Genomic DNA, 25,896 nt, shown 5'->3' with positions numbered 1-25,896 from the left:
CAATGACTCTCTCACATCGTATCGCAGCGACGCGAACATCGCCCATGCGCTTCGCCGCTGGACTCGCGAAGTGTGTGCTGACGCGTGTGCTCATGATGACCCTGGCCTTTACCGCAGCATGCGGAGACGAGCCAGCGACTCCCACCGTGCGCGCTGAGGCACAAGCGCCCAGCGACACCGCAGCGCGCGAAGCCGTAGCCACGGAAGGCGGAGCGGAGCATGCAGACGAACACGCCGAGACTGACAAGGTGGCGTTGTCCGAGGCCGCGTTCCGCACCGCGCAGATCGAAGTCCAGGCGGTCGCCATGGCCGCGGCTCTCGGCGGCGCGGAGGGCCTCGAGGTGCCGGGTCAGGTCGAGATCGACCCACGCCGCGTCGCCCTGGTGTCCTCACGTATCGCGGGTCGCGTCGAGCGCCTCTCCGTCGTCGAAGGCGATGCTGTCGTCGCCGGCCAATCCGTCGGGTCGTTGTTCAGTCCCGAGTATCTCACGGCGCAAGTCGACCTGGCGCAGGCGACGCGCCGCGTTGCCACGCTCACCGGAACCACGGACGAGACGGGCGCACGCGCGCTGGCCGACGCCGCACGTCGTCGCCTGCGGCTGCTCGGCGCGAGCGATGCGGAGATCTCCCGCGCGGTCGCTGGCAGCGATCCGGCCAGCACGCTGTCCCTCCGGTCACCCATCGGCGGCAGTGTGATGGAGTCGCATATCCTTCCAGGCGCCGCCGTGGAGGCAGGCGCCCCCATTTTCACCGTGGCCGACCTCTCGGTGATCGACGTGATCGCCGAGGTCCCCGAGCGTAACTTGCCGCAGGTGCGGACGGGACAGCGCGCGACGGTCAGCATCGCCGCCTTCCCCGACATGCGGTTCGAGGGCCGCGTCGAACGCCTGCGCGACGCCCTTAACCCGGAGACGCGGACGCTCCGCGCCGTCATTCACGTCCCCAACGGCAGCCGCAGGCTCAGGCCCGGGATGTTCGCCACGGTGCGGCTCGACGTGCCAGCCACGCGTCCGGTGAACGGTGCGGTGAACAGCGGCGTGACCGGAAGCACCCTCACCATCCCCGAGAGTGCCATCGTCACCGACGGGGAGCGTCGGTTCGTGTTCGTCGAGACGGGCCCGCGCACCTACGTGCGCCGCGAGGTACGGACGACGCCACTCTCGCCGCCTGGTTCGGCAACGCAGCGCACCGCGATGGTGGTGGTGCAGGACGGACTCAGGGCCGGTGAACGCGTCGTCGTGCGCGGCGCCTTCACGCTGAAGAGTGAGCTCGCGAAAGCGTCGCTGAGCGATGAGCACTAACCCGATGGCCACGCCTGAGACTCCGCGGTCCACGGCTGATGCGATGGAGGGCGAGACGACGAACGGCGTCGTCGAGCGGCTGGTTGCGTGGTCGATCCGACAGCGTCTGACGGTGCTTGTGCTGGTCTTGGCTGTCGCCGCCGCGGGCCTGTGGGCACTCCGGACGCTTCGCGTCGATGCGTTCCCCGACCTCACCGACGTGCAGGTGCAAGTGTTGATCGAGGCGCCCGGCCTGTCGCCGGTCGAAGTCGAGCGCTTGACCACCTTTCCGCTCGAGACCGCGCTTCAAGGACTGCCCGACGTCACCCTGGTTCGGTCCGTATCGAAGTACGGGTTCGCGGCGGTGACCGTCGTCTTCGAGGACCACGTCGACATCCAACGCGCCCGCACGCTGGTGAGCGAACGGCTGCAGGGTGCCCGGAGTGCGCTACCGCCTGGGGCGGACGCCTCGCTTGGCCCGCTCTCGAGTGCGTCGAGCGAGATCTTCATGTATAAACTTTTGCAGGACTCGGCATCCAACACCGGCGAACGGTTGGACACCCGAGCGCTGCGCACGCTGCAGGACCGCGTGATCCGTCCGCAACTCCGCACCGTGGCGGGCGTGACGGAGGTCAACAGTTTCGGTGGCGAGGTTCGGCAGGCGCAGGTTGTCGTCCGGCCTGAGCGGCTGGCGAGCTTCGGGCTCACCCTGCATGACGTGGTCGAAGCCGTCGAGTCGAACAACGCGGTCGCAGCGGGCGGGTACCTCGAGCACCGCGACGAGCAATACATCCTGCGTGGCTTGGGCGCCGCGGCCACGCTCGATGACCTACGCAACACCGTGATCCGCGCGAGCAAGGCGGGCGTGCCCGTGCTGATCGGGGATGTCGCCGACGTGCGATACGGGGCGGAACTCCGCCAAGGCGCGGTCTCACACGACGGCCTCGGGGAAGTCGTGAGCGGCATCGTCATGATGTTGCGCGGCGAGAACAGTCGTGAAGTCGTGGCGCGCGTGCGTGAGCGCGTCGCGGACATCAACCGCTCGCTGCCACCGGGCGTCAAGGTGATCCCCTACTACGACCAGACGGACCTTGTCGGCGGCACGCTTCGCACGGTGAGCACGAACTTGGTCGAAGGCGGGCTCCTGGTGATTGCCGTGTTGCTGCTGTTCCTCGGCAACGTGCGCGCGGCACTCCTGGTGGCGGCCACGATCCCGCTTTCACTCCTGTGCGCATTTCTCGGCATGCGCTGGCTTGGGCTCTCGGCCAACCTCCTGAGTCTCGGTGCCATCGACTTCGGCATGATTGTCGACGGCGCCGTCGTGATGACCGAGCACTTCGTGCGCACGCTGCATGGCGACGAAGAGCGTGGCGAGTTGCCGTCAACGAACAAGGGCATCGCGACCAGGTTGCTGGCCGCAGCGCATGAGGTCGCGCGCCCGATTGCCTTCGGCGTGCTGATCATCATGCTGGTGTACGTCCCCATCCTGAGCCTGCAGGGGCTCGAAGCGCGCATGTTCCGCCCGATGGCCATCACGGTGGCCATTGCGCTGTTCGGAAGCCTTTTGCTGGCACTCTGCTTCATCCCCGCTGCGAGCACGTGGGTGTTCCGGCGCGGCGCCCGCGAGTCCAAGAATGCCCAACGCGTGGAGCACGCCCTCGACCGGCGCTATGCGCGAGCACTGGGCGCGGTGATGGGACGCCCAGGAGTCACGGTCTTCGTTGCCTTGACCCTGCTGCTCGCCACCCTGTTCGTTGTCCCGCGTCTCGGCACCGAGTTTCTGCCGCAACTCGACGAAGGGTCGCTGCTTATCTCGGCGACCAAGGACCCGACCATCTCGCTGACGCGCTCCGTGGCGATGCAGGAGGAACTCGAACGGACGGTGCGCCTGTCGCCCGAGGTGACCACCGTCGTGAGCCGCGTGGGGCGCGCGGAGATCGGTAGCGACCCGATGGGCGTCAACCAGGCCGACATCTTCGTCATGCTCAAGCCGCGCGATCAGTGGCGGCGCGGCGTGGACAAGGACTCGATGGAACGCGAGATCACCGAGCGGCTCGAAGATCGCGTCCCGGGGATCGCCATCAGCATGACGCAGCCCATGCAGATGCGGCTCGATGAGCTCATCTCGGGCGTCCGGGCCGACTTGGCGATCAAAATCTTCGGCGATGACCCGGTCATTACGCGCCAAGTGGCAGAGCAGGTCGCAGGCGTAGTGCGCAGTGTGCCCGGCGCGGACGAAGTGCAGATCGAGCAGACCGCCGGCCAAGGCTACCTGAACGTCCGGCTCGACCGCGCCGCGATGGCGCGCTTTGGCATCCCGATGGCGGAGGTGCAGGAAGCGCTCGAGACCGCGGTAGGCGGCAAGCCCGTCTCGCAGCTCATCGAAGGCAGCTACGCGGTCGACGTGGCGGTCTACTACCCGCAGGCATTGCGCACGTCGCCCGAAGCCATCGGCGCGATCACGGTGCCGGCCCCGGTCGGCGGCGCGTCCGGCGGCGCGCGTATCGCGCTCTCACAGATCGCAGACATCCGCCTCGAGAACGGCCCGGTTCAGGTCAGTCGGGAACGTGCGCAGCGCTACACGCTCGTGCAGTCCAACGTGGCGGGCCGCGACTTGGGAGGGTTCGCGGCCGACGTACGCCGCGCCATCGAGTCGCGGGTCACGGTCCCACCCGCCGTTTTCGTCACCTACGGCGGCGCGTTCGAGAATCAGCAGCGCGCGATGGCCCGCCTTCAGGTCGTCGTGCCCCTGTCGATCCTGCTGATCGCGCTCCTCCTGTGGGCGTCGCTCCGCTCGTGGTGGCTGGCCGGGCTCGTGCTGGTGAACCTGCCGTTCGCGGCGGTGGGCGGCGTGCTTGCCCTCTGGACGCGTGGGCTCCACCTCTCCGTATCGGCCAGCATCGGCTTCATCGCCTTGTTCGGTGTGGCGGTGCTCAATGGGCTTGTGCTCCTGACGACCGTGCAACGCGCACGTGCGCGCGGCGCAACGCCGCTCGACGCGGCGCTCGGCGGCGCGCGCGAGCGGCTTCGGCCAGTGCTGATGACCGCGTTGGTGGCAAGCCTCGGCTTCGTGCCTGTCGCGCTGTCGCATGGCACGGGCGCTGAGGTGCAACGCCCCCTGGCAACGGTGGTGATCGGGGGCTTGGTCACTTCGACGTTGCTCACGCTGTTCGTACTTCCCACGCTGTTCGCCGCTGGGGAATCGTGGCGCGCACGACGAGAAGCCCGACGTGCGGCGGCGCAGGCCCAGACAGCCACGAGCAATCTCCCCCACACCGGCCTGGACCCGTGAACGACAACGTCACGAACGGCAACGCGATGCCGGCACGTCGTGAGGGCGCAGAACAGCGAGGGCCGCAGCTGGATGGCGAGGGAGTGAAATGACCCCTATGTCCCAGGTTACACGGCTCGATCTTCCGCTGCTGCTCCCTGACGCGCCTGACACCCGCGATGCATGCATCATCCGTCTCGTGACCGTGCTCGAAGGCCAACCGGGCGTGGCTCAGGCGCACGTGCTCGACGTCGGCGACCTCGAACCGGGCGGAGCGGCCCCCGTGACGAGGCCGGTCCTGTGCCTGCACTACGATCCGGACCAGATCACGCTGAGCGAGGTGGAAGGCATGGCGCGCGGTGCCGGGGCCTCGATCAGCGCGCAGTATGCACATCGACTCCTGCCGATCCGGCTTGTCGCGACCGAAGACGACGGCACGAGGCTCGAGTCTGAGCTGCGCGCCGTACCGGGGGTGACGGCCGCATCGGTCAACCTCGCCGCGCAGGTCGCGCGCGTCGAATACGACCGCACTGTAGCGACCGACGAGCAGATCGACGCGGCGGTGCGCGCAGCATCCGCTGCGCCCAAGCAGGCTGAGGACGCAGTCGCAGCGTCGCAGGGCTGGTACGCGCGCAACCGCGAACTCGCGTGGAGCCTCATGTCCGGCGCGCTGTTGCTCGCAGGCTGGCTTCTGGAGCGGAACGCGTTCGAGCCGCGGTGGATTCCCATCACGACCTACGTCCTCTCGTACGTTTTTGGCGCGCGGGATAACGTCGGGCATTTCCTGGGCGATCTCCGGCGCGGCAAGTTCCACTTCAACATCGATCTCCTGATGGTCGTGGCAGCCGCCGGGGCGGCCGTGCTGGGCGAGTGGGCTGAGGGTGCACTGCTGCTCGTCCTGTTCAGCCTCGGTCATGCGCTCGAGCATTACGCGCTCGGCCGGGCGAGGAGTGCCATCACGGCGCTCGCGGAGCTGGCGCCATCGCGCGCCACGGTGCTTCGCGCCGAGAACGGCGTGCAGCGGGAGGTCGTCGTCGGCATCGATCTTGTGCGACCCGGCGATGTGGTGATCGTGAAACCGGCCGAGCGCGTGCCAGTGGACGGTACGGTGCGCGAGGGGCGCTCCGGTGTGAATCAGGCGCCGATCACGGGCGAGAGCGTCCCGGTCGACAAGGCGCCCGGCGATCCGATGTTCGCCGGCAGCGTAAACGGGGAGGGGGCGCTCCTCATCGACGTCACCGTCGCCATCGGTGATCGCACGCTGGACCGCGTGATCAAGCTCGTGTCGGAGGCGCAGACCCAGAAGGCGCCAACGCAGCAGTTCACTGAGCGTTTCGCCCGCGTTTTTGTGCCGCTGGTGCTGATCGGCGACGTGCTGCTGATCGTGGTGCCACCGCTGCTCGGCCTGCTGTCTTGGTCGGAATCCTTCGCCCGCGCCATGGCAGTGCTGGTTGCCGCGTCGCCGTGCGCATTGGCACTCGGCACGCCGGCGGCGGTACTCGCGGGCATCGCGCAGGCCGCGCGCAATGGGGTGTTGATCAAAGGCGGCGCGCACCTCGAAGCCCTGGGATCAATTCGGTCGCTGGCATTCGACAAGACCGGCACGATCACGGTCGGCGAGCCGTCCGTCACAGACATCGTGCCAATGACGGGCGTTGCGGATGTCATGGTGCTCATCAACGCCGCGTCCGTCGAGCAGCGCTCGCAGCACCCGCTGGCGAAGGCGGTCGTGCGCCGCGCCGTTGAACAGAAGCTCGCCGTGCCGGAGGCGGGAGAACTCCAGTCGATTACGGCCCGAGGTGTTCGCGCGCCCGTCGACGGCGCGGTCGTTGAGATCGGCCGCGCGCTGCTGTTCGAGGATGCGGGTGTCGTCGTTCCTCAGGACGTGCGTGATGCGGTGACACGCCTCGAGAACGCCGGACGCAGCACGATGATCGTGCGCCGGGTCGGGCACACGCCCGAATTCCTCGGCGTGCTGGGGCTCGCCGACGAACCGCGGGCGAATGCCCGCGCGACACTGGTCGCACTGCGCGGCGCGGGCATCCAGCGCATCATCATGCTGACTGGCGACAACGCGGGTGTCGGCAACGAAGTGGGCACGGCCGTCGGGGTCGACGAAGTGCGCGCTGGACTCCTCCCGGAAGACAAGGTGTCGTCGATCAAGGAACTCGCCGCGAGAGGGCCGGTGGCGATGGTGGGGGACGGGGTGAACGACGCGCCAGCGCTCGCTCATGCGACCGTGGGGATTGCGATGGGCGGCGCCGGGACGGCGGCGGCCCTGGAGACCGCAGATGTTGCGCTGATGGGCGATGACCTCAGCCGCCTGCCTTTCGCGATTGCACTCTCGCGCCAAGCCAAGCGAGTCATTCGGCAGAATCTCTTTGTGTCGCTCGGCGTGATTGTCGCGTTGGTGGCGGTAACGGTCAGCGGCATGGCGAGCATCGGACCGGCCGTGATTGCACACGAGGGGAGCACACTGGTCGTGATCGCCAACGCGCTGCGGCTGTTGCGCTTTCGGGCGAAAGGTTAAAGAACCCCGCAGGGATCACGCTGGCGTCGGGGCGCGATGCCCACGGGGGCGCGGGACAGCGCGTCGCGGTCCGGTGGCGTTCGCTCCGAGCGCCGGCGTATTGCGCCCGGTGAAGCGGGTGGCCGTGAGATGGTCGGTCACGCGACTGAGGATCGGTGTGCAGGCTGCACCTTGAGCACACGCCGGATGTAGCGCCGCGCGATATCCCGCTCTCGCGCCCGCCCAATTCGCAGTGCATCGACCGCTGTCAGCAGGGCATACGTACCCGGTGCCCGTTCCGCGAGCCGACCAGCCCGCGGGAGCAAGGGCGACAACGCGCGGCCCTCCACCGTGCCCTGCGGGTCTTTCCACACGAGAGCCTCGGCCGAGTCCATCACCTCCGCGAACACCGGCCCGGCATGCGCGGTCGGCACCCCCCGCGTGGGCGCCCCGGCCGCCGCAGGAAACGCGTACCGCACGTCATGTTCTAGGAACTCCAGGAGAGCGTGCCGGTTCACCGTGCCGATCCCCGCGCTGGACGGGCGCACGAGTCCGGCCAGCTTGAGACGCTTCACGGCGGCATGCGCGGTGCTGACGCTCAACGACAGGTCGTCGGCGAACGTGCGAAAGTCGGCCACCGGGCTCTCGGCGAGCCGGAGGGCGCGCCCCACATCCAAGGCGTGCAGCGCGTCGGCGGTCATGGGCTCCTCGGTTCACTGTTCGCGAATACCGAACAGAGAGATGACGTACCGGCACGTTCCCCGCAACACGCCCCGGGCTAGTCCGTGACCGGTGGGTCCGTGCCGGTGATCTCCGGCCCCCACTCCTCGACCCGTCGGCGGCAGGCGTGATACACCGGCAGTGAGTCCCCGCGTTGTCGACGCTTGAGGTCGAGTCGCTGGGCCCAGAGCCGGCGTGTCGCCTGGTCGCCAACCGGACGCACGCGGCGGCGGAGGGTGATCACCGAGATGCCAAGGAGGGCGGCGATCTCGCGAAACGTCAGGCGTCCCGGTGGGAGGACGGCGGCCCGGCGGCGGCGAGGAGGCAAAGCGGTCATGGGCCGAGCGTACCCGCACCGCCCTGCTGACCGCCACCCGCGCGATGTACGGACAGCAACGGCGGCACCACAGCGGGACGGATCACGACGACGATACCTCCCCGGTCATCGTTTCCGGTTGCGCAATCTCCGCACGCGGCGCCCCCGAGTATCGCCCCGCATGCTGTCGTTCGGCCTCGCCGTCGCGTCGTGCTACAGCGGGCCCTCAATCCGCTATGCTCTCTTGCGGGACCACACCGGGTCCTACGACGCATCACCCATGCAAAGGAGTTGTCTTCAACGATACCCCTATAGGAATCATCACCGGGTTAACCGCGGTGCTCGTCGCCGTGGTGGGCATCATCGCCGTCAGAGTGCTCAAGCACCGCACCAAGACCGCCACGGCCCATCGCGACGCCGAGCGTGTGCGGATGGAGACCGAACTGGCCGAGGCTCGCGCCCGGGAGGACGCCGCAATACTCGAGCGCGCACAGCTCGAAGCCAGCCTGCACGCGACGCGCGAGGCCGCCGAGGCCCAGCGGGCGGCCCTGCAGCAGTTGTCCAGTGAACTGGGGGACCGCCTGCTGCAGCAACAGGCGACAGCATTCCAGGCGACCACCGCGGCGCTCGAACGCCGCGCCAGTTCTGAGAGTGAGGCGATTCGTGCCGCGTACGAGGCGGCGACCGCGGAGCGGAACGAACGATTGCACGTCGAGCTGCAGCCGGTACACGAGACGTTGCAGCGACTGGCCGATACCTCCGTCGCCACCGACACCCGCAGCGCGGCAGAGTTCTCGCGCCTGGTGACACTCGTGCAGAGCCTCAACGACGAGCACCGTGCACATCGAGAGGAGACGCGCAAGCTGCAGGACGTGTTGCGCGTATCGCAGGTACGCGGACGGTACGGGGAGTGGACGCTGCAGCGCGCGCTGGAGGCGGCCGGCCTCCAAGAGCGGGTGCACTACGTGATGCAGCCCGCCCTGCGCGGGGAGGAGGGACTGTTCCGGCCCGATGCGGTGCTGTTGCTGCCGCAGGGGCGGGCCATCGTCGTCGACAGCAAGGCGCCGCTACAGCACTTGTTGGACGCCCAGCACGCGTCGTCGCAGAGCGAGAAGTCCGCGCTGCTCGACCGCCACGCCAAGGCGCTGCGCTTGCACATCGATCAACTCGCGAGCAAGAGCTACCCCGCACGAGTGTCCGCCGTGGTACCGGATCGGGTGCTGCTCGACGGCGTGCTGCTATTCGTTCCGGCCGATGCGGTGCTGGACGCGGCCTTCCGTCGCGATCCGAAGCTGTTGCAGCACGCGGCCAGCCAACAAGTGCATCTCGTGTCGCCGGCCTCGCTGTTGATCGTGCTGAGTGCGGTGGAGCAGTTGTGGCGACAGGACGGGCGTGATCAGCGGGCGGCGGAGATCGAGAAGATCGGGGCCGATCTACTGGGCCGCCTGGGCGTTGTGCTCGGGCATGTGTGCCACGTGCAGCGCGCGCTGAGCGACTGTGTGACGGCATACAATGCGCTCACTGGGTCGCTGGAATCGCGACTCCTCCCCATCGCTCGACGGATGGAGGAACTGGGCGTTCGCACGCGCGAGGCCATCCCGAACATCGGCGAGATCGACACGGTGCCACGGGAGTTGGGGCCACGGCTCAGCGGCGCGCTGCTCAACGCCCAAACGGGCGCCGCCAGGACGACCGTCGCTGCCGACGACACGCCCGCCGCCGCCTGACGCGGCGCCCCCGATCACATGCACACACGCTGGGGTCCCGGTCACCACGGCCGGGACTACCACTACCTCACGGAGGTTCACATGGCCAAGAGGCACACCAATCGTCGTCGTGCGGCGTTCGCCGCCATCGGTCTGTTGGTCGAGACCGGATGCGGGGTTTTCACCTTGTTCCTCGCGTCGCGAGACGCGTCGTACTCGCAGGCGCTGGCGGCGAAGCAATGGCTCGCGGCGCTGATCGCGCAGCGCGTTCGCGCGTACGTTGAGCAACTCGGTTCGCCGCAGGTCGGGGAGAGCGCCGACACCGCGGATGGCGATCTGCTGATGCCACCGTTCGATGTCGAATGGATGGTCGCGGAGGCGACGGCGCGCGTGATGGCGGCCCTACCCCGCTGCGCCAGCCGCAGCGTCGTGGACTTCGAGCGCTGGCTGGAGCGTCAGATCGCCGATGCCATCGACGAGGACCCGGATAGGAACCCGCCGTCCCCTGCGTCCCCATCAGGGGCCGCGCAGGTATCGGCCTCATGGGCGCTGCACCGGTTGCCCATTCCGCGCGCGCAACGTGACGCTCTCGTGACTGCCGTGCTGCAGGAACTCACGCCGCAGGAACGCGAAGTGCTGAAGGCGATGCAAGAGCCGACGGCGTCGTGGGTGGACGTCGCGGAGCGCCTCGGGCTCAGCCTGTTCGCGGCGAAGCGTCTGCACCGCCACGCGGATGATCGCGCGCACGAGATCGCGGTGCGGCTCGCCGCGCAGGCGGCGGGGGTGGCGTCCACGCCGGCGCACGCCGCGGCCGCCTAGTCACGGCCGCGCATCAGCACCGCGGTGGGTACCGCCGTAGGCGGTAGTGTACTCGCCGTGGCGACGTCCTGCCGCATGCGGTACCGTATGTGCAACCGTATGCGCAAACCGGGCCACACAAGCACATACGGACCCACATTTCCACGTCGCGCAGGAGCGGTTGCATGGACCGGGGCGGAAACGATGAAAGCCGCTAACTCGTTACGAGTCAACGGCTTTCATGGTTTCAACTGAGAGGTACGGCGATAGCTGGGGGGAGACTCGAACTCCCGACCTCACGATTATGAGTCGTGCGCTCTAACCGGCTGAGCTACCCAGCCCCAGCACTTGCACCACGCCTGTCGCACACGCGGTGTACCGGGACACAAACGGCCGGCCCTTTCGGACCGACCGTTTGCACATGGCGGGGGCGGGATTTGAACCCGCGACCTTCGGGTTATGAGCCCGACGAGCTACCAGGCTGCTCCACCCCGCGGCAGTCTTGGGATATTAGCCACCGAACTCCCGGAGTCAACCCCGGAAGACTCATCCGATCGCTCGTCAGGCACCAGCTTGACCGCGGCCGAATCACTCCGCGCACCATTGAACCGGTAGAGAATCTCCTTCTCACCGCGCACCATCCCGTACTCTTCCCGCGCGAGACGCTCCAGACGTGCCGGATCGGTCGCCACGGCTTTCAGATCGGCCCTGAGCGCCGCAACCGAATCGCGTAAGTCCTGCAGATCGTTCTCCAACTCGGCCCGCTGGTCACGCTGCGAAAAAAGATCGGAAGAGCCGTACTCACCACCTTCCACCGCAAAGGCCAGCACAGCCAGAATGCCGGCGCCCCACAAGAGGCGCCGGACCCAGACCGTCTGCAGCAGCGCGGAGAACGCGCCGCCCTTAGATGCCGAAGATCGCGCCACCCGGATACTCGGCGTAGCCTTCCAACTGCTCCTCGATGCGCAGGAGCTGGTTGTACTTCGCGACACGATCGCTGCGCGACGGCGCGCCCGTCTTGATCTGCCCCGCCTGCGTGGCCACGGCGAGGTCGGCGATGAACGTGTCTTCCGTTTCGCCACTGCGATGCGAGATGACGGAGTTGTAGCCGGCCGACCGGGCGAGCTCGATCGCTTCGAACGTTTCGGTCAGCGTGCCAATCTGATTCACCTTGATCAGGATGGCATTGGCCACGTCGTTCTCGATGCCCTTGGCGAGGATCTCACTGTTCGTGCAGAACAAGTCGTCGCCCACCAACTGACAACGATCACCGATCTTTTCCGTCAACAGTTTCCAGCCGTCCCAGTCGTTTTCGGACATGCCGTCTTCGATCGACACGATCGGATACTGCTCGAGCCAACCGGCATACATCTCCGCCATATCCTTCGGGCTGCGCGAGGGGGCGCCGCTCTTCTTGAAGTGATACTGGCCGTTCTGGAACAACTCGCTGGCCGCCACATCGAGTGCAAGCGCGATATCCTGCCCCGGACGGAAGCCAGCCGCTTCGATGGCTTCGATGATGACCTTCAGCGCTTCTTCGTCGCTCGCCAAGTTGGGCGCAAAACCACCTTCATCGCCTACGCCGGTGGACAGCTTGCGGCTGACCAACACCTTCTTGAGCTGATGAAACACCTGCGTGCCCATGCGCAGTCCATCGGCGAACGAATCAGCGCCGACCGGAATGATCATGAACTCCTGAAAATCCACCGTGTTCGTGGCGTGTGCCCCGCCGTTCAGGATGTTCATCATCGGCACGGGCAGCGTACGCGCCATCGGGCCACCGAGGTACCGATACAGCGGCAGCCCCACCTCGAACGCGGCTGCACGTGCAACGGCCATCGATACGCCGAGCATCGCGTTGGCACCCAGACGCCCCTTGTTCTCCGTACCATCGAGGTCGAGCAGCGCACGGTCCACGGCGATCTGGTCGGTGGCATCCATGTCTTCGAGCGCTTCCGCGATCTCGGTATTCACGTTGTTCACCGCATTCAGCACACCCTTGCCGCCGTAGCGGGCCGGGTCACCATCGCGCAGTTCTACGGCTTCGCGCTCACCCGTGCTCGCGCCACTCGGCACCGCCGCACGCCCGGCCGCGCCGGTTTCGAGGACAACATCCACTTCGACCGTGGGATTGCCACGGGAGTCGAGGATTTCACGCGCGGAAACGGCAACGATAGAAGCCATGTGATCTGGGAGTTAGGAGTTCTGGGTACGGAACGAATCGACAGGCGTCGCGGCCGGCCGCGAACCTCGGGACACAAGCGCGGGATTCACGCCATACTGCTCACGCAGGCACGCCGCGACCCGCTCGCGCACGCGTTCCCCAAGGGCTTCACGATCATCGTACGTGAGGCCCTCGGTGGGAATGGGTTCGAGCAGGTGCACATGGACGGTGCCGGGTGAGGCCCGGAACGACCCGCGCGGATTCACTTCGATCGTGCCATGGATCGCGATCGGCACGATCGGCGCTCCCGATCCAATGGCGAGCACAAACGGACCCTTCTTGAAAGGCCGCACCGCATACGAATCGCCGCGGGTTCCCTCAGGATAGACCAACACCGATTGCCCTTCACGAATCTTGCGCGCGGCATCTTCGTACGCGCCAAACGCCGCCTTCCGGTTTTCGCGATCGATGTAGATCACGCCTACACCACGGGCCGCGGCTCCGAACAGCGGGATTTTCTCGAGTTCCCGCTTGGCCACAAAACCGTACGGCGGCAGCACGTGGATCAGCGACGGGATGTCGAACCAGGACACGTGATTCGCGATGTACACCCGCGGCACGGAGTCATCGACCACACCTTCGGCACGATGCAGCACCACCTTGACGCCCGCAGCACGCAGCAGCCACCAGGCCCACCAGCGCGGGCACTTTTCGTAGATGCTGTTGGGCCCTTCCGGCACGCCAAACAACTGGGAGATCAGCACGATCGACCCGAAGATGAGCGTACCCAGCAGCAGCGCGATCGTCGTGAGAGCAGTCCGAAACATTCCGTGAAAAATCACCCAGCGACCCGCTCAATTCAACGATGATCGCGAAGGCCGATCACGGGCAGGCTCAGGAGTTTTCACGGAAATGATCGTGTCCCGGTGACACGGCGCCCTGACCGGATCGGTGGGCGGCGCCAATTGGCCCCACAACACCAATCACCGTGAGTGACACACCGCCGGCTGGCCAGGCGCAGGCCAGTGCCTCATACGCCGAAGGCGCCATGGTCGCCAGCAATTCGTACTCCTCGCCGCTGCGCAGGGCGTTCTGAGCGGTGATCCCCTCGCCCAGGGGCAGACGTGTGTCGTCGATCACCAGATCGACGCCACTGGCCGCCGCGATATGCCGAGCATCCGCGGCCAGCCCATCGGAGATGTCGAGCATGGCGCTGGCGCCGGCAGCGGCCAGCAGCGCGCCTTCGGCCAGACGTGGCGACGGGTGCACAAAGCGTTCGTGGGCCCACCCTGTTGGCTCCACACCCGATTCCCACGCCGCGAGCGCCGCCCCGGGGCCACCCAGAAGGCCCGTCACCACCACGACATCACCCACCTGCGCACCGGCCCGCGACACGGCACGCGCGGCGGTGCCGATCACGGTGAGCGTGATGCCAAAGGCGGCTCCTCGGCTCAGGTTTCCGCCTACAATCCGTGCGCCGGCGCGTCGCACCTGTGCGCCGATGCCGTCGGCCACCGCACCCAGTGCGGTGCGCCAGCCGTCAGGCACCACAAAGGCCACCAACACGTACTCGGCAGCAGCTCCCATCGCCGCCAGATCGCTGAGGGCCGCCGCGGCCGCCCGCACACCCACGTCGTAAGGGGCAATCCACTCACGCCGGAAGTGCACCCCTTCCACGCACGCGTCGGTGGAAACCACGCGGACGCCCGAGGTGATCGGCGAGAGCACCGCGGCGTCGTCACCGATATCGGCTGCGAGATCTCCCCATCGCGACATGAGCATGCGGATGGTGTCGAACTCTCCACCTGCTCCCATGGCCTGGTGTGGACGTGTCGGCGAAGATGGCGGGTGGTGTGGCGTGGTCATGGTACCAGTCCATCACTGGTGCGCCGCAAACGCAAGAGGCCACGTGGTGTGCCAATCCAAAACCATTCACGACTTGCGACGATATCGAGCGCGGGCCCGTCCAATTCGATCCCACGACGAAGCCATCGCACGGCCCCACCGGATCGCGTCTGCAGCAACACGCCCTCCGGCCCGGCAATCCAGACGGCGCGTTCATCGAGACCGGCACGGATCGCCTGGCCTACCTGTGACACCCGCAGCGCCTCCAAACGCGACACGGGACGTGCGCTGCGTGGCGCGATCTGCAGCACGGCGTCGTCGGTGACCGCGAGCAGCACTGTATCACTCCACGCCAACGCGCGCACCGGACGGCGCAGTGCCGGATCACTACTCTCCGGACGCAGCAACGTGGCCTCCTGCATCGGTTGGGCAATCGCGAGCAGCCCACTTTCCGTTCCCGCCCAGAGTGTGTCGCCCACCATCTGCAGGGCATACACCGCCATGTTGTCGAGCGCGCGCGCACCAGACACGGCCATCACTGGTCGTTTGCCGGGACCATCGCCGGAGTCCGGCACAAAACGCAGTCCCCGCATCGTGCCCACCCACGCGCCATCGTCTCGTGCCGCGATGCTGAGGACACGCGGATCGGGCAACCCATCGAGCGCCGACCAGGCCAACGTCTCGTTGGCGCCATCAAGTTTCATGCGCACCACACCACGTTCCGTTCCGATCCAGGCCCGTGCGCCGCGCGTGGCCATCACATAGGTGCGCACGCCGGCCAACGGCACCGCAATGGTGCCATCGAGCCATCGGAACTGCTGCAGATTGTTGGACACAAAACTGAGTCCGCCCCGCAGACTGCCTGGCGCGCCGAAGGCCATCACGCTCGAGACACCGGGCGACATCCCCGTGACGCCCAGACTCGCCGCCCAGACACCATCGGCCGCCAGCGCGAGCGCACCGACACCAGGAGACATCAAGCCATAGGGCAGCGGCGTGGCCTGCAAAAACGTGGGATCGAAACGGAAGAGGCCTTCACTGTCGGTGCCGAGCCACACTTCGCTCGCCCGTTCCGGAGATGCGGCGCCGGCCAGCAGTGTGGCCGGTCGGAGTGCGCGTTGTGGTGCCTGTGTGCGCAGGAAGAGTTGCGGCTGATTCCGCAGTGTGGGGAACTGTCGGTACAGGTCCGTGAGTGTGGGCGGAATGAGCAGCGCCGACGACGGCGGCAACGACATCACCGGTGAGGTGATCCCCACACGGGAGATGCGTGTGTACTGCCCTGCACTGCGGACATAGGCATCACCGTTGCCGCTGCGATCGAACACCAGGAAATCGGGGGTGCCCACCACCATCGTGCGTTGCAGTTGCTCAGTGTCCGGCCGGTACGTGAGTACCGCACCAGGCACACCAATCCACAGCGCATCTTCCAGCGGATCACCAACCAGAAATCCGATTGGTTGTGCAAACAAGGCAGCATCGGGCCCCGCGCCCGTGGACAGCGGCGGCAACCAGCGATTGAACGCCCGATCGTAGATCGCCACGCCATCGGTGCCCGCGGCATAGACAAAACGACGAGACACCGCCACTGCCGGCACCGACGCGAAGCTGCCGATCTGTACACGCTCCTCGCGTCGCCCGTATGCACCTTCTCCGGCTGCGCCAGCGGCGGTGCCCGCGCTGACACAACCGCTCGTCCAGAGCGAAAGCATCGCCGCGAACAGCGTCCCAGCAGCAAGGCCATGATTCCGGACGCTCGGCCACCTCGGGAAAGTCCTCACGTCAAAGACCGGGCAATTCGGCAAGCACGTAGGGCGCGCGCACCGGTACTGCGCCAATCGTGTGCCACACCTCAGGCAGTGCGCCCAAGAGGTCCTCGAGCGTGGTGCCACGCACTGCACCAGCGCGCGCCGTGGCCAACTCCGCCGCCCGTCCATGTACGGTGGCGCCCACGACCGCCGCCTCGTGCGCCGGCAGCCCTTGGGCGAGCAGCGTGCCAATCATGCCCGTGAGACAATCGCCGCTGCCTCCGGTGGCCAGCAGCGCCGTACCATGCGGCACCACACTCACGTGTGACACGCCCGGCGACGCGACCAGCGTGGGTGTGCCCTTCAGCAACATCGTGACTCCGGCCCGCGTTGCAAACTGCTGCAGCAGATCCGCGCGGGCCTGCCACGATGTGGGCAACGGAGCACCAGTGAGACGGGCGAATTCCCCTGGATGTGGCGTGCAGACAACGGCCGCGTCGCCCTGCGCTCTCGCGCCCATCATGTCGCGCGTCCAGTGCGACAACACCGTGGCGGCGTCGATGCCCAGCGTCTGCGCGGCATCGGCCGCATGCCACAACGCATCGGCGTCCAGCACCATCGGTACCGTGCGATGCCGAGCCACCACGTGTTGCAGGAGTTGACCGGCCCGCCGCGACCGACCGAGCCCGGGGCCCACTGCCACGGCATCCACGGCGATGTCGGGTCGCATGGTACCCACGGGCGTGAGCGCATGGGCCGCCGATGTGTGCGGTGACGTGTTATCCAACGCCGGCCAGCGGTGCGCGAGGGCGGCCGCACAAAGCGCCTGCACGGCCGGCACGCTCTGCGTATCGACCAGGGCATGCACGACTCCCGCTCCCGCCAGCAATGCAGCGCGCGCGGCATACACCGCCGCGCCGGCCATACCCATCTCACCGCCCGCCACCAACACACGGCCCCGACGCCCTTTGTGTGCATCCCAGGCGATAGCCGGAACCTGTGCCGCCACCGCCGTCGCGTCATACCAACACCAGGTGTCGGGATCGGCCTGCGACGACACCTCGGCGTGCAGCCCCAGGCCGATGTCGAGCAGCACCACCCGACCCGCATGGGCGCGCTGCATCAACAGACCGCGCTTGAGCGTGCCATAACATGCCGTGCATTCGGCACGCACCGCGCCGTCGGCCAGTTCACCGGTGGACGCATCGAGCCCCGTGGGCACATCCAGCGCCATCACCAGCGCTCCTCGCTGCTGCAGGCGATGGATCACATCGCAGGCCTGTCGCACCGCGTCACGCAAAGGCCCGTGTTGTCCGGTCCCCAGCAGTCCGTCGATCACCAGCCGCGCCTGATCGGGGAGCAGTGCATGAGAGTCATCGACCGTCTCCACCAACGGCGCATGGCGAGGGCCGTTGCCGGCACTCAGTGTGGTGGTGAGCAGGGACGCGGCCCGACGGGCGTCGTCGGTGCGCGGCGCGTCGATGGCGTGCACCCGAACCCGCACGCCCGCACGCGCGAGCTGCGCCGCGACCACATAGGCATCACCGCCATTGTTGCCGGTGCCCGCCAACACCACCACGCCGTGCGTGAGATGCCCGGCATAGTCCCGCAAGATGAGTGAAGCCGTCGCGGTGCCAGCCTGCAGCATCAACGCGAACGAGGGCGTCCCGGCGGCGATGGCCGCTTGGTCACACGCCGCCGCCTGGGCGGATGTGGTTACCCGACGCTCAGACGTGCGCCGTGCTCCACGGATACTCGCGCTCGAACGACTCCGCAAAGTCGAACACGCCGAGGAAATCGTCGCGGGAGTCCTGCGCCTGGCTGATGAGCAATCCCAGCTCGACCAGTGTGAACACAATGTCACCGATATCGCGGGTCGTGCGCACACCCCAATGTTCCAGCACGAGGCGAGCCATCACACCAAAGCGCTGCAAGGCAAGATCGCGGCAGGCGTGGGCGAGCTCGGGACCGCTGATGTGACGCCGTTCCGTGAGCCGGCCCTGGCAATGCTCGAGCGATGAGAGCACAAACAGATATGCGCGCTCATCGAACCGCTGCTCACGCAGGCGGATCTGGTCCATGATGCCATCACGGAACGCCAACTCGGTCACGCGGTCCTGCTCCCGGGAATAGGGTTCAATCTGAAAAAATAGTATCGGCAGGGGCGGACGGCCATATAAGGGTCGTTCCATGACACGACCGCCCCCACACCCAGCACCAATCAGACGCGCGACGTCGCGCCGTACAACGGATACTGATCGGCCAAGGCCTTCACGTCCCGCTTCACCGCCGCGATGGTGGCAACATCCTCCGGTGCCGACAGCACACGATCGATGAGTGCGGCGATTTCCTGCATGGCATCGGCCGTCATGCCGCGGGTCGTCACCGCGGGGGTGCCGATCCGGATTCCACTGGTGACGAACGGCGACTGCGTTTCGCGGGGGACGGTGTTTTTGTTCACCGTGATCCCCGCGTCGTCCAGCGCCTTTTCGGCCACCTTGCCGGTCAGTCCCTTGCTGCGAAGGTCGACCAGCATGAGGTGGTTGTCCGTGCCGCCGGACACGATGTGATATCCACGCGCCACCAGCGCCTGGGCGAGCACCTGGGCGTTCTGGATCACCTGCCGGCAGTAGTCGGTGAACGCCGGCTGCAGCGCTTCCCCAAAGGCCACCGCTTTGGCGGCGATTACATGTTCCAGCGGGCCGCCCTGCATGCCGGGGAACGTGGCCTTGTCGATGGCCTTGGCATGTTCCGCCTTGCACAGGATGATGCCACCACGCGGCCCTCGCAGCGTCTTGTGCGTGGTGCTGGTGACCACGTCGGCAAACGGCACCGGCGACGGGTACTGCCCGGTTGCCGCAAGACCGGCAAAGTGCGCCATATCGACCATGAAAATGGCGCCCACTTCCTTGGCGATATCGGCAAACGCCTGCCAGTCGATCACACGCGAATAGGCGCTGTAGCCGGCGATGATCATCTTCGGCTTGTGCTCGCGCGCCATGGCCCGCATGTGCTCGTAGTTGATCAGACCTTCATCGGTCACGCCGTACGACACGGCCTTGTACAGCAGCCCCGAAAAATTCACCGGCGATCCATGCGTGAGGTGCCCGCCCTGCGACAGATCCATGCCGAGGAAGGTGTCACCGGGCTTCATGAACGCGAGGAATACGGCGGCGTTGGCCGACGCGCCGCTGTGCGCCTGCACATTGGCATGCTCAGCACCGAAGAGCTGCTTGAGACGATCGATGGCCAGTTGCTCGATCTTGTCCACCACCTCGCAGCCACCGTAGTAGCGCTTGCCCGGCAGACCTTCGGCATACTTGTTCGTCAGCGGCGAACCCATGGCTTCCATCACCGCCGGCGACACGAAGTTCTCGCTGGCGATGAGTTCGAGCCCGTCATTCTGGCGTTCGATTTCCTCCGTGATCAGATGCGCGATGTCCGGATCCGCGGTGGTCAGCGCCGCGCCTGGGGGCAGGCGATCCCACTGCGACCAGTGGGCGCTGGCTCCTGCACTCATGCACCACTCCCTGGGGTGTCATCCCCGTGTTCGTTGGTCTGTTCGATCTTGGCCACACGGCCCTGATGACGCCCTCCTTCGAACGGCGTCTCGAGCCACGTGCGCAGGATGGCAATGGCGTCTTCATCGGACACAAAACGCGCCGGCAACACCAGCACGTTCGCGTCATTGTGCTTGCGGGCGAGCGCGGCGATCTCCGGACTCCAGGAGACGGCCGCGCGCACACCCGGGTACCGATTCGCCACGTACGACATGCCCAACCCCGTGCCACACAGCAGCACCCCACGCTGCACGGCGCCGTCCGACACCTGCTGCGAGAGCGGGTGCGCGTAGTCGGGGTAGTCGGTGCTCGCCGTGCTGTGCGTGCCGATGTCATCGACGGAGTACCCCATCTCCGACAGCACGGTGCGCAAGCGTTCCTTCAGTTCGAAGCCGGCGTGATCGGAAGCGATCGGAATGCGTTCACCCGGATGTGCCACGTCCACCATAGTGTCGACTCTCGGCTCAGGTTTCCTTATTGGGATACTGCGGCCACGTCCTGATCATACCGCGCACCGCGTTGATGCGCTGCTCTGCCACACGATCCGCAGCCTGGTACGTGGGAATACCGGTGCTCTTGGCCATCCGGAAGACGCTCAGCACCGTTTCGTAGATCTCGTCGGCCTTGCGGAGCGCACGATCGCGGCTCCAGCCGGTGAGTTCGCTGTACACGTTGATCACGCCGCCGGCATTGGCCACGTAGTCGGGCGCGTACAGAATGCCACGCCGTTCGAGCTCATCGCCGTGGCGATCTTCGAGCAACTGATTGTTGGCCGCGCCGGCCACGATCTCCACCTGCAACTGCGGAATCGTGTCGTCGTTGATCACACCACCCAACGCGCAGGGCGTGAAAATATCGGCCTTCACTCCGTAGATCTCGTTCAGCGCCACGGCGCGCGCGCCGCAGGTGTCCACCACATGCGCGATGCGTCCAGCATCGATGTCGGTCACGACCAACTGTGCGCCGGCAGCGTGCAGTTCCTTCGCGAGATGCGTGCCCACGTGCCCGAGCCCCTGCAACGCGATGGTGCGCCCTTCGAGGGAGTTGCTCCCCCAACGCGCATGCGCCGAGGCCTCGATAGCGCGGAACACGCCGTGCGCCGTCACACTGGACGGATCACCGGACTTGGAGCCGATGCCCGCGACGTGCGTGGTTTCCATGTGCACGAAGTCCATGTCTTCAACCGTCGTGCCCACGTCTTCGGCCGTGACATACCGGCCGCCCAGCGAATCACAGAAGCGCCCATGGGCGCGGAACAGCATCTCGCGATGCGGCGTCTTGTTGTCGCCGATGATCACGGCCTTGCCACCGCCCAGGTTGAGGCCTGCGACGGCGTTCTTGTACGTCATGCCACGCGAGAGACGGAGCGCGTCGATGAACGCGTCCTCATCGGTGGCGTAATTCCAGAACCGGGTCCCACCCAGCGCGGGACCCAGTGTGGTGTCGTGAATGGCGATGATGCCACGGTAACCGGATGCCTTGTCATGGCAGAACACCACCTGCTCATGGCCCATCTCGGCGATGACTTCAAAGTGTTGCATATGACCCACCTGCGGAGGATCAGTCGGGAAGTGATCCGTCGTTGGCGATAGCTGCCGCCAGGGTTTCACGCGCGATGACGATGCGCTGGATCTCCGAAGTGCCTTCGTAGATCTCTGTCACCTTCGCATCACGCATGTACCGTTCGACGGGATAGTCAGTCACGTACCCGTAGCCGCCAAAAATCTGGACAGCTTGCGTCGTGACCCACATGGCGGTCTCTGTTGCGAAGAGCTTCGCCATGCTGCTGTAGCGCGTGACCTTCTCACCGCGCTCCTTGGCGGCCGCCGCCGTGTGCAACAGCGTACGGGCAGCCGTGATGCGAGTGGCCATGTCCGCCAGCTTGAACTGGATGGCCTGGAACTCGCCGATACTCTTGCCGAACTGCTTGCGCTCACCCGCGTAGCGCGCGCTGGCCTCGAGGGCGGCGCGCGCGATACCGATGGCCTGCGACGCAATGCCGAGGCGGCCATGATCGAGCGACCCGAGCGCGTACGTCAGTCCGCGCCCTTCCTCACCCACGAGGCGGTCGGCGGGCACACGACAGTTGTCGAGCACGATCTGCAGCGTCGGGGACGCGCGCAGCCCAAGCTTGTTTTCCTTCTTCGTGAGGTGGAAACCCGGCAGGTCGGGCGTGAGGATGAAGGTGGAGATCCCCTTGCTACCTTTGCGGGCGCCCGGCGCGTCGGTGCGCGCCATACAGAGCAGCACCCCAGCTTCGTTCCCGTGTGACACCCACGCCTTGGTGCCGTTCAGCACCCATTCATCGCCCTCACGCACGGCCTGCGTGGCCAGCGAGCCGGCATCGGAACCCGCTTCGGGCTCCGACAGACAGAACGCCCCCAGCAGTTCACCACGGGCCATCGGCGGAAGAAAGCGCGTGCGCTGTTCCTCGTTGCCGAAGTTGAGGATCATCTGCGTGGGCAGTGAGTTGTGCACACTGAGCAGCACCGCCGCCGACGAGTCGCCAACGGCAATCTCTTCGAGCGCGAGCAGGTAACTCTGCGCATCGAGCCCGAGTCCGTCGTACTGCTCGGGGATGAGCATGCCAAAGAAGCCCAGTTCCGCCATCTGCTGCACCATGCTGCGATCGAACCGCGCTTCGCGGTCACGCTCGGCCGCCATCGGCACTAGTTCGCGCTGCGCATAGTCACGCGCCAGTCGACGGATTTCCTGCTGCGTTTCGTTGAGAAGAATCAGCGACATGATGGGCTCAGTACTGGTAGAAACCGCGGCCCGACTTCCGGCCGTACCACCCGGCAGCGACATACTTCCGGAGCAACGGACACGGGCGGTACTTCGGGTCACCCAACCCTTCGTGCAACACTTCGAGAATGGCCAGGCAGGTATCGAGGCCAATGAAGTCGGCCAGCGTCAGCGGACCCATCGGGTGGTTCATGCCGAGCTTCATCACCGTGTCGATGGCTTCCGGCGTCCCCACGCCTTCCATCACACAGTAGATGGCTTCGTTGATCATCGGCATGAGAATGCGATTGGCCACGAAGCCCGGGAAGTCGTTCACTTCCACGGGGGTCTTGCCGAGTGCCTTCGACAGGGCCATGACGCGCTGCGTGGTGTCGTCGCTCGTGGCCAACCCGCGGATGACTTCCACGAGCTGCATCACCGGCACCGGATTCATGAAATGCATGCCGATGACGAGTTCGGGACGCTTGGTGCGCGCCGCGATCTCGGTGATGGAGATGGAGCTGGTGTTGGTGGCGAGGATGGTGCCGGCGTCGGCCAGGCGATCGAGATCCTCGAAGATGCGGAACTTGAGGTCGGTGCGCTCGGTGGCGGCTTCCACCACGATCTGCGCGCCGGTCACCGCTTCCAGCGACGTCGCCGTCGACACCCGACCCAATGCGGCTTCGGCCAGGGAGGCTTCGAGCGCGCCTTTTTTCACCTGGCGATCGAGGTTCTTCGCGATGTTGTCGCGGCCGCGCGCCAAGGCGTCAGCACTGACATCGATCATCGTGACCTGATGGCCACTCGTGGCAAACACATGCGCGATACCGTTGCCCATCTGGCCCGCACCGATCACCGCCGCGTGCTGCACGGCGCCCTGCTGGGATCCACCCGTCGACTCCGACATGCTGATTCAGCTCCTCACGAACGCAGATGATGTGATTCCTTCGCTTCAGCCAGCTCATGCGCTGCGCCCTCCGGACGTGTCCGGGCCAGCAGCGCTCCTCCACCCAGCACGAGGGCCGCGATCACGCCGCCCTCGGGTCCCCAACTTCCACCCGACAACCAGTCCGGCCCCACCAGCACGGCGCGATAGCCGGGCGTCGCGAACGGCAATCCGCTCACCGCCACATGCAGGACCGCGGCCATGATCCAGTTCCAGGCCAGGTGCGCGAGCCAGGCGGCTGGCACACCAGCCTGTTCCCGCAATCGCGCCAGACACCAGCCGGCCAACATCACGATGAGCGTCGTCTGCACACTGGCTCCGGGATTGAGCACATGCCCCATCCCGAACGCCACGCTCGATGCCCACCGTGCCACCAGGGGACCGGCCGCTTCCTCCGCGACCGCGTACAGAAACCCACGAAACGCCAGTTCTTCCCACAGCGCGGCCGGCGCCAGTACCACCAGCAACCGCAGTGCCACATTGCCCCAACTATCGCCCACCATGACGTCGGTGAGAGGCGTCGCCGTTTCGAAGCGCAACAGCCCGGTCGCCCACAACACGCCAGCCGTCAGGCCGATCGCAGCACTGCCAAGCAACACCCCGGTGAGCAGTGGCCTGAGACGCCAGTGTGCGCCGTCCACGCCGAGCCGCTCGCTCAGCGTTCGCGACGGCACCCCACGCTCGGGCGCCAACTCGAACGCCCGAAACCCGACCCAGCTTCCACCGATCACACCAGCGAGCATGGCATACGGGTACATCGGCACCGGCTCACCTACCACGCCAGACAACCATGCGAACACCGGCCCCGCCGCCGACTCCACGACCCCTTGTATCAGGACCCACCCCGCCGCAAATGCGAAGAGGTGCCAGAGGACGCGCGCGGGGCGCGATGTCAGCAAGGACAACTCAGGAAACGCGTTCCACCGAGAGGGCCACCGCGTCACCACCACCGAGGCACAGCGTGGCGAGACCCGTGCGGGCATTCCGGTCGGCCAACGCATGCAGCAGCGTCACCAGCACCCGCGTGCCGCTGGCACCGATCGGATGACCAAGTGCGATGGCGCCGCCGTTCACGTTCACGCGGCTCGCATCCCACTCGAGTCCCTTGCCATCGGCCAGCGCCTGGCTGGCAAACGCTTCGTTGGCTTCGATGAGATCGTAGTCGCTGATGCTCGTGCCCTGCTTCGCCATCAGGTTCTTCACCGCCGTGATGGGTGCGAAAAACAGGTCGCGCGGATCGCCGGCGCCGGTGGCATACCCGGTGATGCGGGCGAGGATCGTGAGGTTGTGCTCACGCGCGTACGCTTCGCTGGTCACCACCACCGCAGCCGCACCGTCGTTCAGCGACGACGCATTGCCGGCCGTGACGGACAACGTGCTGTTGTCGCCGCCCTTGTTCGGGAACGCGGGACGCAGCTTGGAGAGCGAATCGGCCGTGGTGTCGGCGCGCGGACCTTCATCGGTATCGATGATGGTCGGTCCCTTCTTGCCGGGAATCTCCACCGGCACGATTTCCACCTTGAACTTGCCCGCCGCCTGGGCCGCAGCGGCCTTGGCGTGCGAATCGGCCGCAAACGCGTCCTGCTCTTCGCGCGTGACCTGCCCCTTCGTGGCCGTGTACTCGGCGTGCGACCCCATGTGCACCTGATAGGTGCCACACCACAGGCCGTCCTTGATCATGCCGTCCACCATGGACTGGTCACCGATCTTCACACCGCCGCGCATGCCATACACGTAGTGCGGCGCGTTGCTCATGCTTTCCTGACCACCGGCGATGACCACCTGCGCGTCACCGGCCTTGATGGACTGGGCCGCGAGCATCACGGCCTTCAGTCCCGAGCCGCACACCTTGTTCACGGTGAGCGCCGACGCCGTGGCCGGCACACCGGCCTTGAGCATCGCCTGACGTCCCGGCGCCTGACCCGTGCCACCCTGCAGCACGTGGCCCATGATCACTTCCTGCACATCGTTGGCATTGACGCCGCTGCGCTGCAGAGCGGCCTTGATCGCGATGGCGCCGAGGTCCGGCGCGGACAAAGAGGCGAGGCCTCCGAGGTACCGCCCGATCGGAGTGCGCGCGGCACCAACGATCACGGGCTGACGGGAGAGGTCGGTCATGTCGAGGCTGTATGAAGAGGTGCACGGCCCGAAGAGCGGACCGCGCGCTGCTCCCCCATGACGCCGATGAGCCCACGGGGGGTAGCCTCGGAAAATAACCAATCACCACCACCGGCAGTGGCCGTTTCGCTCCCCTGACGCTGTTGCGGTGCCCTCCCGACCGTGCCCTTACTGAAACAGGGCGGTCACCCGCC

General features: G+C 66.6%; 21 protein-coding genes and 2 tRNA genes. 5 read left to right on the top strand and 18 right to left on the bottom strand.

The genetic code is table 11. The features are described from left to right. Window positions 1-2 precede the first annotated feature (2 nt). The 3 genes from GAU_RS06685 to GAU_RS06675 all read left to right on the top strand — a co-directional run bounded on the left by GAU_RS06685 (window position 3) and on the right by GAU_RS06675 (window position 7,081). A complete protein-coding gene (locus tag GAU_RS06685; protein WP_012682798.1) occupies window positions 3-1,301 on the top strand; it encodes an efflux RND transporter periplasmic adaptor subunit in 1,299 nt (432 codons plus the stop codon). A gap of 4 nt (window positions 1,302-1,305) precedes the next feature. Further along, entirely contained in the window at window positions 1,306-4,572 is a 3,267-nt protein-coding gene (locus GAU_RS06680; RefSeq protein WP_012682797.1) for an efflux RND transporter permease subunit, read from the top strand. Window positions 4,573-4,750: 178 nt separating this feature from the next. Further along, a complete protein-coding gene (locus GAU_RS06675; RefSeq protein ID WP_231847962.1) occupies window positions 4,751-7,081 on the top strand; it encodes a heavy metal translocating P-type ATPase in 2,331 nt (776 codons plus the stop codon). Between the two features lie 137 nt (window positions 7,082-7,218). On the opposite strand, the gene GAU_RS06670 is transcribed toward GAU_RS06675, so the two are convergent. Next, window positions 7,219-7,761, bottom strand: a complete 543-nt coding sequence (locus GAU_RS06670) for a hypothetical protein (protein WP_012682795.1) — start codon at window positions 7,759-7,761, stop codon at window positions 7,219-7,221. A gap of 77 nt (window positions 7,762-7,838) precedes the next feature. Next, window positions 7,839-8,117 carry a winged helix-turn-helix domain-containing protein gene (locus GAU_RS06665; protein ID WP_012682794.1) on the bottom strand — a complete coding sequence of 93 codons (279 nt, stop codon included), beginning with the start codon at window positions 8,115-8,117 and terminating at the stop codon, window positions 7,839-7,841. Window positions 8,118-8,434: 317 nt separating this feature from the next. On the opposite strand from GAU_RS06665, the gene GAU_RS06660 reads away from it, so the two are divergent. Both GAU_RS06660 and GAU_RS06655 read left to right on the top strand, forming a co-directional pair. Further along, entirely contained in the window at window positions 8,435-9,823 is a 1,389-nt protein-coding gene (locus GAU_RS06660; RefSeq protein WP_041265333.1) for a DNA recombination protein RmuC, read from the top strand. 81 nt (window positions 9,824-9,904) lie between these two features. Then, window positions 9,905-10,621, top strand: coding sequence for a sigma factor-like helix-turn-helix DNA-binding protein (locus GAU_RS06655; protein ID WP_012682792.1), 717 nt, complete (start codon window positions 9,905-9,907; stop codon window positions 10,619-10,621). A 246-nt stretch (window positions 10,622-10,867) separates the two neighbouring features. On the opposite strand, the gene GAU_RS06650 is transcribed toward GAU_RS06655, so the two are convergent. From GAU_RS06650 to GAU_RS06580, 16 genes are all read right to left on the bottom strand, one after another. Further along, window positions 10,868-10,941, bottom strand: a tRNA-Met gene (locus GAU_RS06650). 81 nt (window positions 10,942-11,022) lie between these two features. Next, window positions 11,023-11,096: transfer RNA gene (locus tag GAU_RS06645), tRNA-Met, on the bottom strand. After that, window positions 11,074-11,526, bottom strand: coding sequence for an FtsB family cell division protein (locus GAU_RS21810; protein WP_169307613.1), 453 nt, complete (start codon window positions 11,524-11,526; stop codon window positions 11,074-11,076). Before GAU_RS21810 ends, GAU_RS06645 begins: the two co-directional genes overlap by 23 nt. Then, a complete protein-coding gene (gene eno, locus GAU_RS06640) occupies window positions 11,504-12,784 on the bottom strand; it encodes a phosphopyruvate hydratase (protein ID WP_012682790.1) in 1,281 nt (426 codons plus the stop codon). The genes GAU_RS21810 and eno overlap by 23 nt, the downstream gene beginning before the upstream one ends. Window positions 12,785-12,796: 12 nt before the next feature. Further along, complete coding sequence (locus tag GAU_RS06635; RefSeq protein WP_052574284.1) at window positions 12,797-13,591, bottom strand: lysophospholipid acyltransferase family protein; 795 nt, start codon at window positions 13,589-13,591, stop codon at window positions 12,797-12,799. A 67-nt stretch (window positions 13,592-13,658) separates the two neighbouring features. Further along, window positions 13,659-14,630, bottom strand: a complete 972-nt coding sequence (gene thiL / locus GAU_RS06630) for a thiamine-phosphate kinase (RefSeq protein ID WP_012682788.1) — start codon at window positions 14,628-14,630, stop codon at window positions 13,659-13,661. Continuing rightward, entirely contained in the window at window positions 14,627-16,318 is a 1,692-nt protein-coding gene (locus tag GAU_RS06625; protein ID WP_041265332.1) for a hypothetical protein, read from the bottom strand. Before GAU_RS06625 ends, thiL begins: the two co-directional genes overlap by 4 nt. A 70-nt stretch (window positions 16,319-16,388) precedes the next feature. After that, complete coding sequence (locus GAU_RS06620) at window positions 16,389-18,131, bottom strand: NAD(P)H-hydrate dehydratase (RefSeq protein WP_169307612.1); 1,743 nt, start codon at window positions 18,129-18,131, stop codon at window positions 16,389-16,391. Beyond that, entirely contained in the window at window positions 18,082-18,465 is a 384-nt protein-coding gene (locus tag GAU_RS06615; RefSeq protein ID WP_012682785.1) for a Minf_1886 family protein, read from the bottom strand. Before GAU_RS06615 ends, GAU_RS06620 begins: the two co-directional genes overlap by 50 nt. 110 nt (window positions 18,466-18,575) lie before the next feature. Next, complete coding sequence (glyA, locus tag GAU_RS06610; RefSeq protein WP_041266139.1) at window positions 18,576-19,832, bottom strand: serine hydroxymethyltransferase; 1,257 nt, start codon at window positions 19,830-19,832, stop codon at window positions 18,576-18,578. Between the two features lie 38 nt (window positions 19,833-19,870). Then, window positions 19,871-20,362 (bottom strand): ribose 5-phosphate isomerase B, encoded by a 492-nt coding sequence (gene rpiB / locus GAU_RS06605; RefSeq protein WP_041265330.1) that lies wholly within the window; start codon window positions 20,360-20,362, stop codon window positions 19,871-19,873. A gap of 16 nt (window positions 20,363-20,378) precedes the next feature. Further along, window positions 20,379-21,455 carry a Glu/Leu/Phe/Val dehydrogenase dimerization domain-containing protein gene (locus GAU_RS06600; protein ID WP_012682782.1) on the bottom strand — a complete coding sequence of 359 codons (1,077 nt, stop codon included), beginning with the start codon at window positions 21,453-21,455 and terminating at the stop codon, window positions 20,379-20,381. A 19-nt stretch (window positions 21,456-21,474) separates the two neighbouring features. Next, window positions 21,475-22,659: an acyl-CoA dehydrogenase gene (locus GAU_RS06595; protein ID WP_012682781.1), complete on the bottom strand. Its 1,185-nt coding sequence runs from the start codon at window positions 22,657-22,659 to the stop codon at window positions 21,475-21,477. Window positions 22,660-22,666: 7 nt separating this feature from the next. Then, window positions 22,667-23,545, bottom strand: a complete 879-nt coding sequence (locus GAU_RS06590; protein ID WP_012682780.1) for a 3-hydroxybutyryl-CoA dehydrogenase — start codon at window positions 23,543-23,545, stop codon at window positions 22,667-22,669. A gap of 14 nt (window positions 23,546-23,559) precedes the next feature. Further along, the gene (locus tag GAU_RS20570; protein ID WP_169307611.1) at window positions 23,560-24,483 is read right to left on the bottom strand and encodes a CPBP family intramembrane glutamic endopeptidase; all 924 of its coding nucleotides are present in this window, start codon (window positions 24,481-24,483) and stop codon (window positions 23,560-23,562) included. Window positions 24,484-24,490: 7 nt separating this feature from the next. Further along, window positions 24,491-25,702, bottom strand: a complete 1,212-nt coding sequence (locus tag GAU_RS06580) for an acetyl-CoA C-acetyltransferase (RefSeq protein WP_012682778.1) — start codon at window positions 25,700-25,702, stop codon at window positions 24,491-24,493. Window positions 25,703-25,896: the final 194 nt, after the last annotated feature.

It is taken from the genome of Gemmatimonas aurantiaca T-27 (assembly GCF_000010305.1).
GTDB classification, from domain to species: Bacteria; Gemmatimonadota; Gemmatimonadetes; order Gemmatimonadales; family Gemmatimonadaceae; genus Gemmatimonas; species Gemmatimonas aurantiaca.
This window is presented reverse-complemented; position numbering and strand designations above follow the sequence as displayed.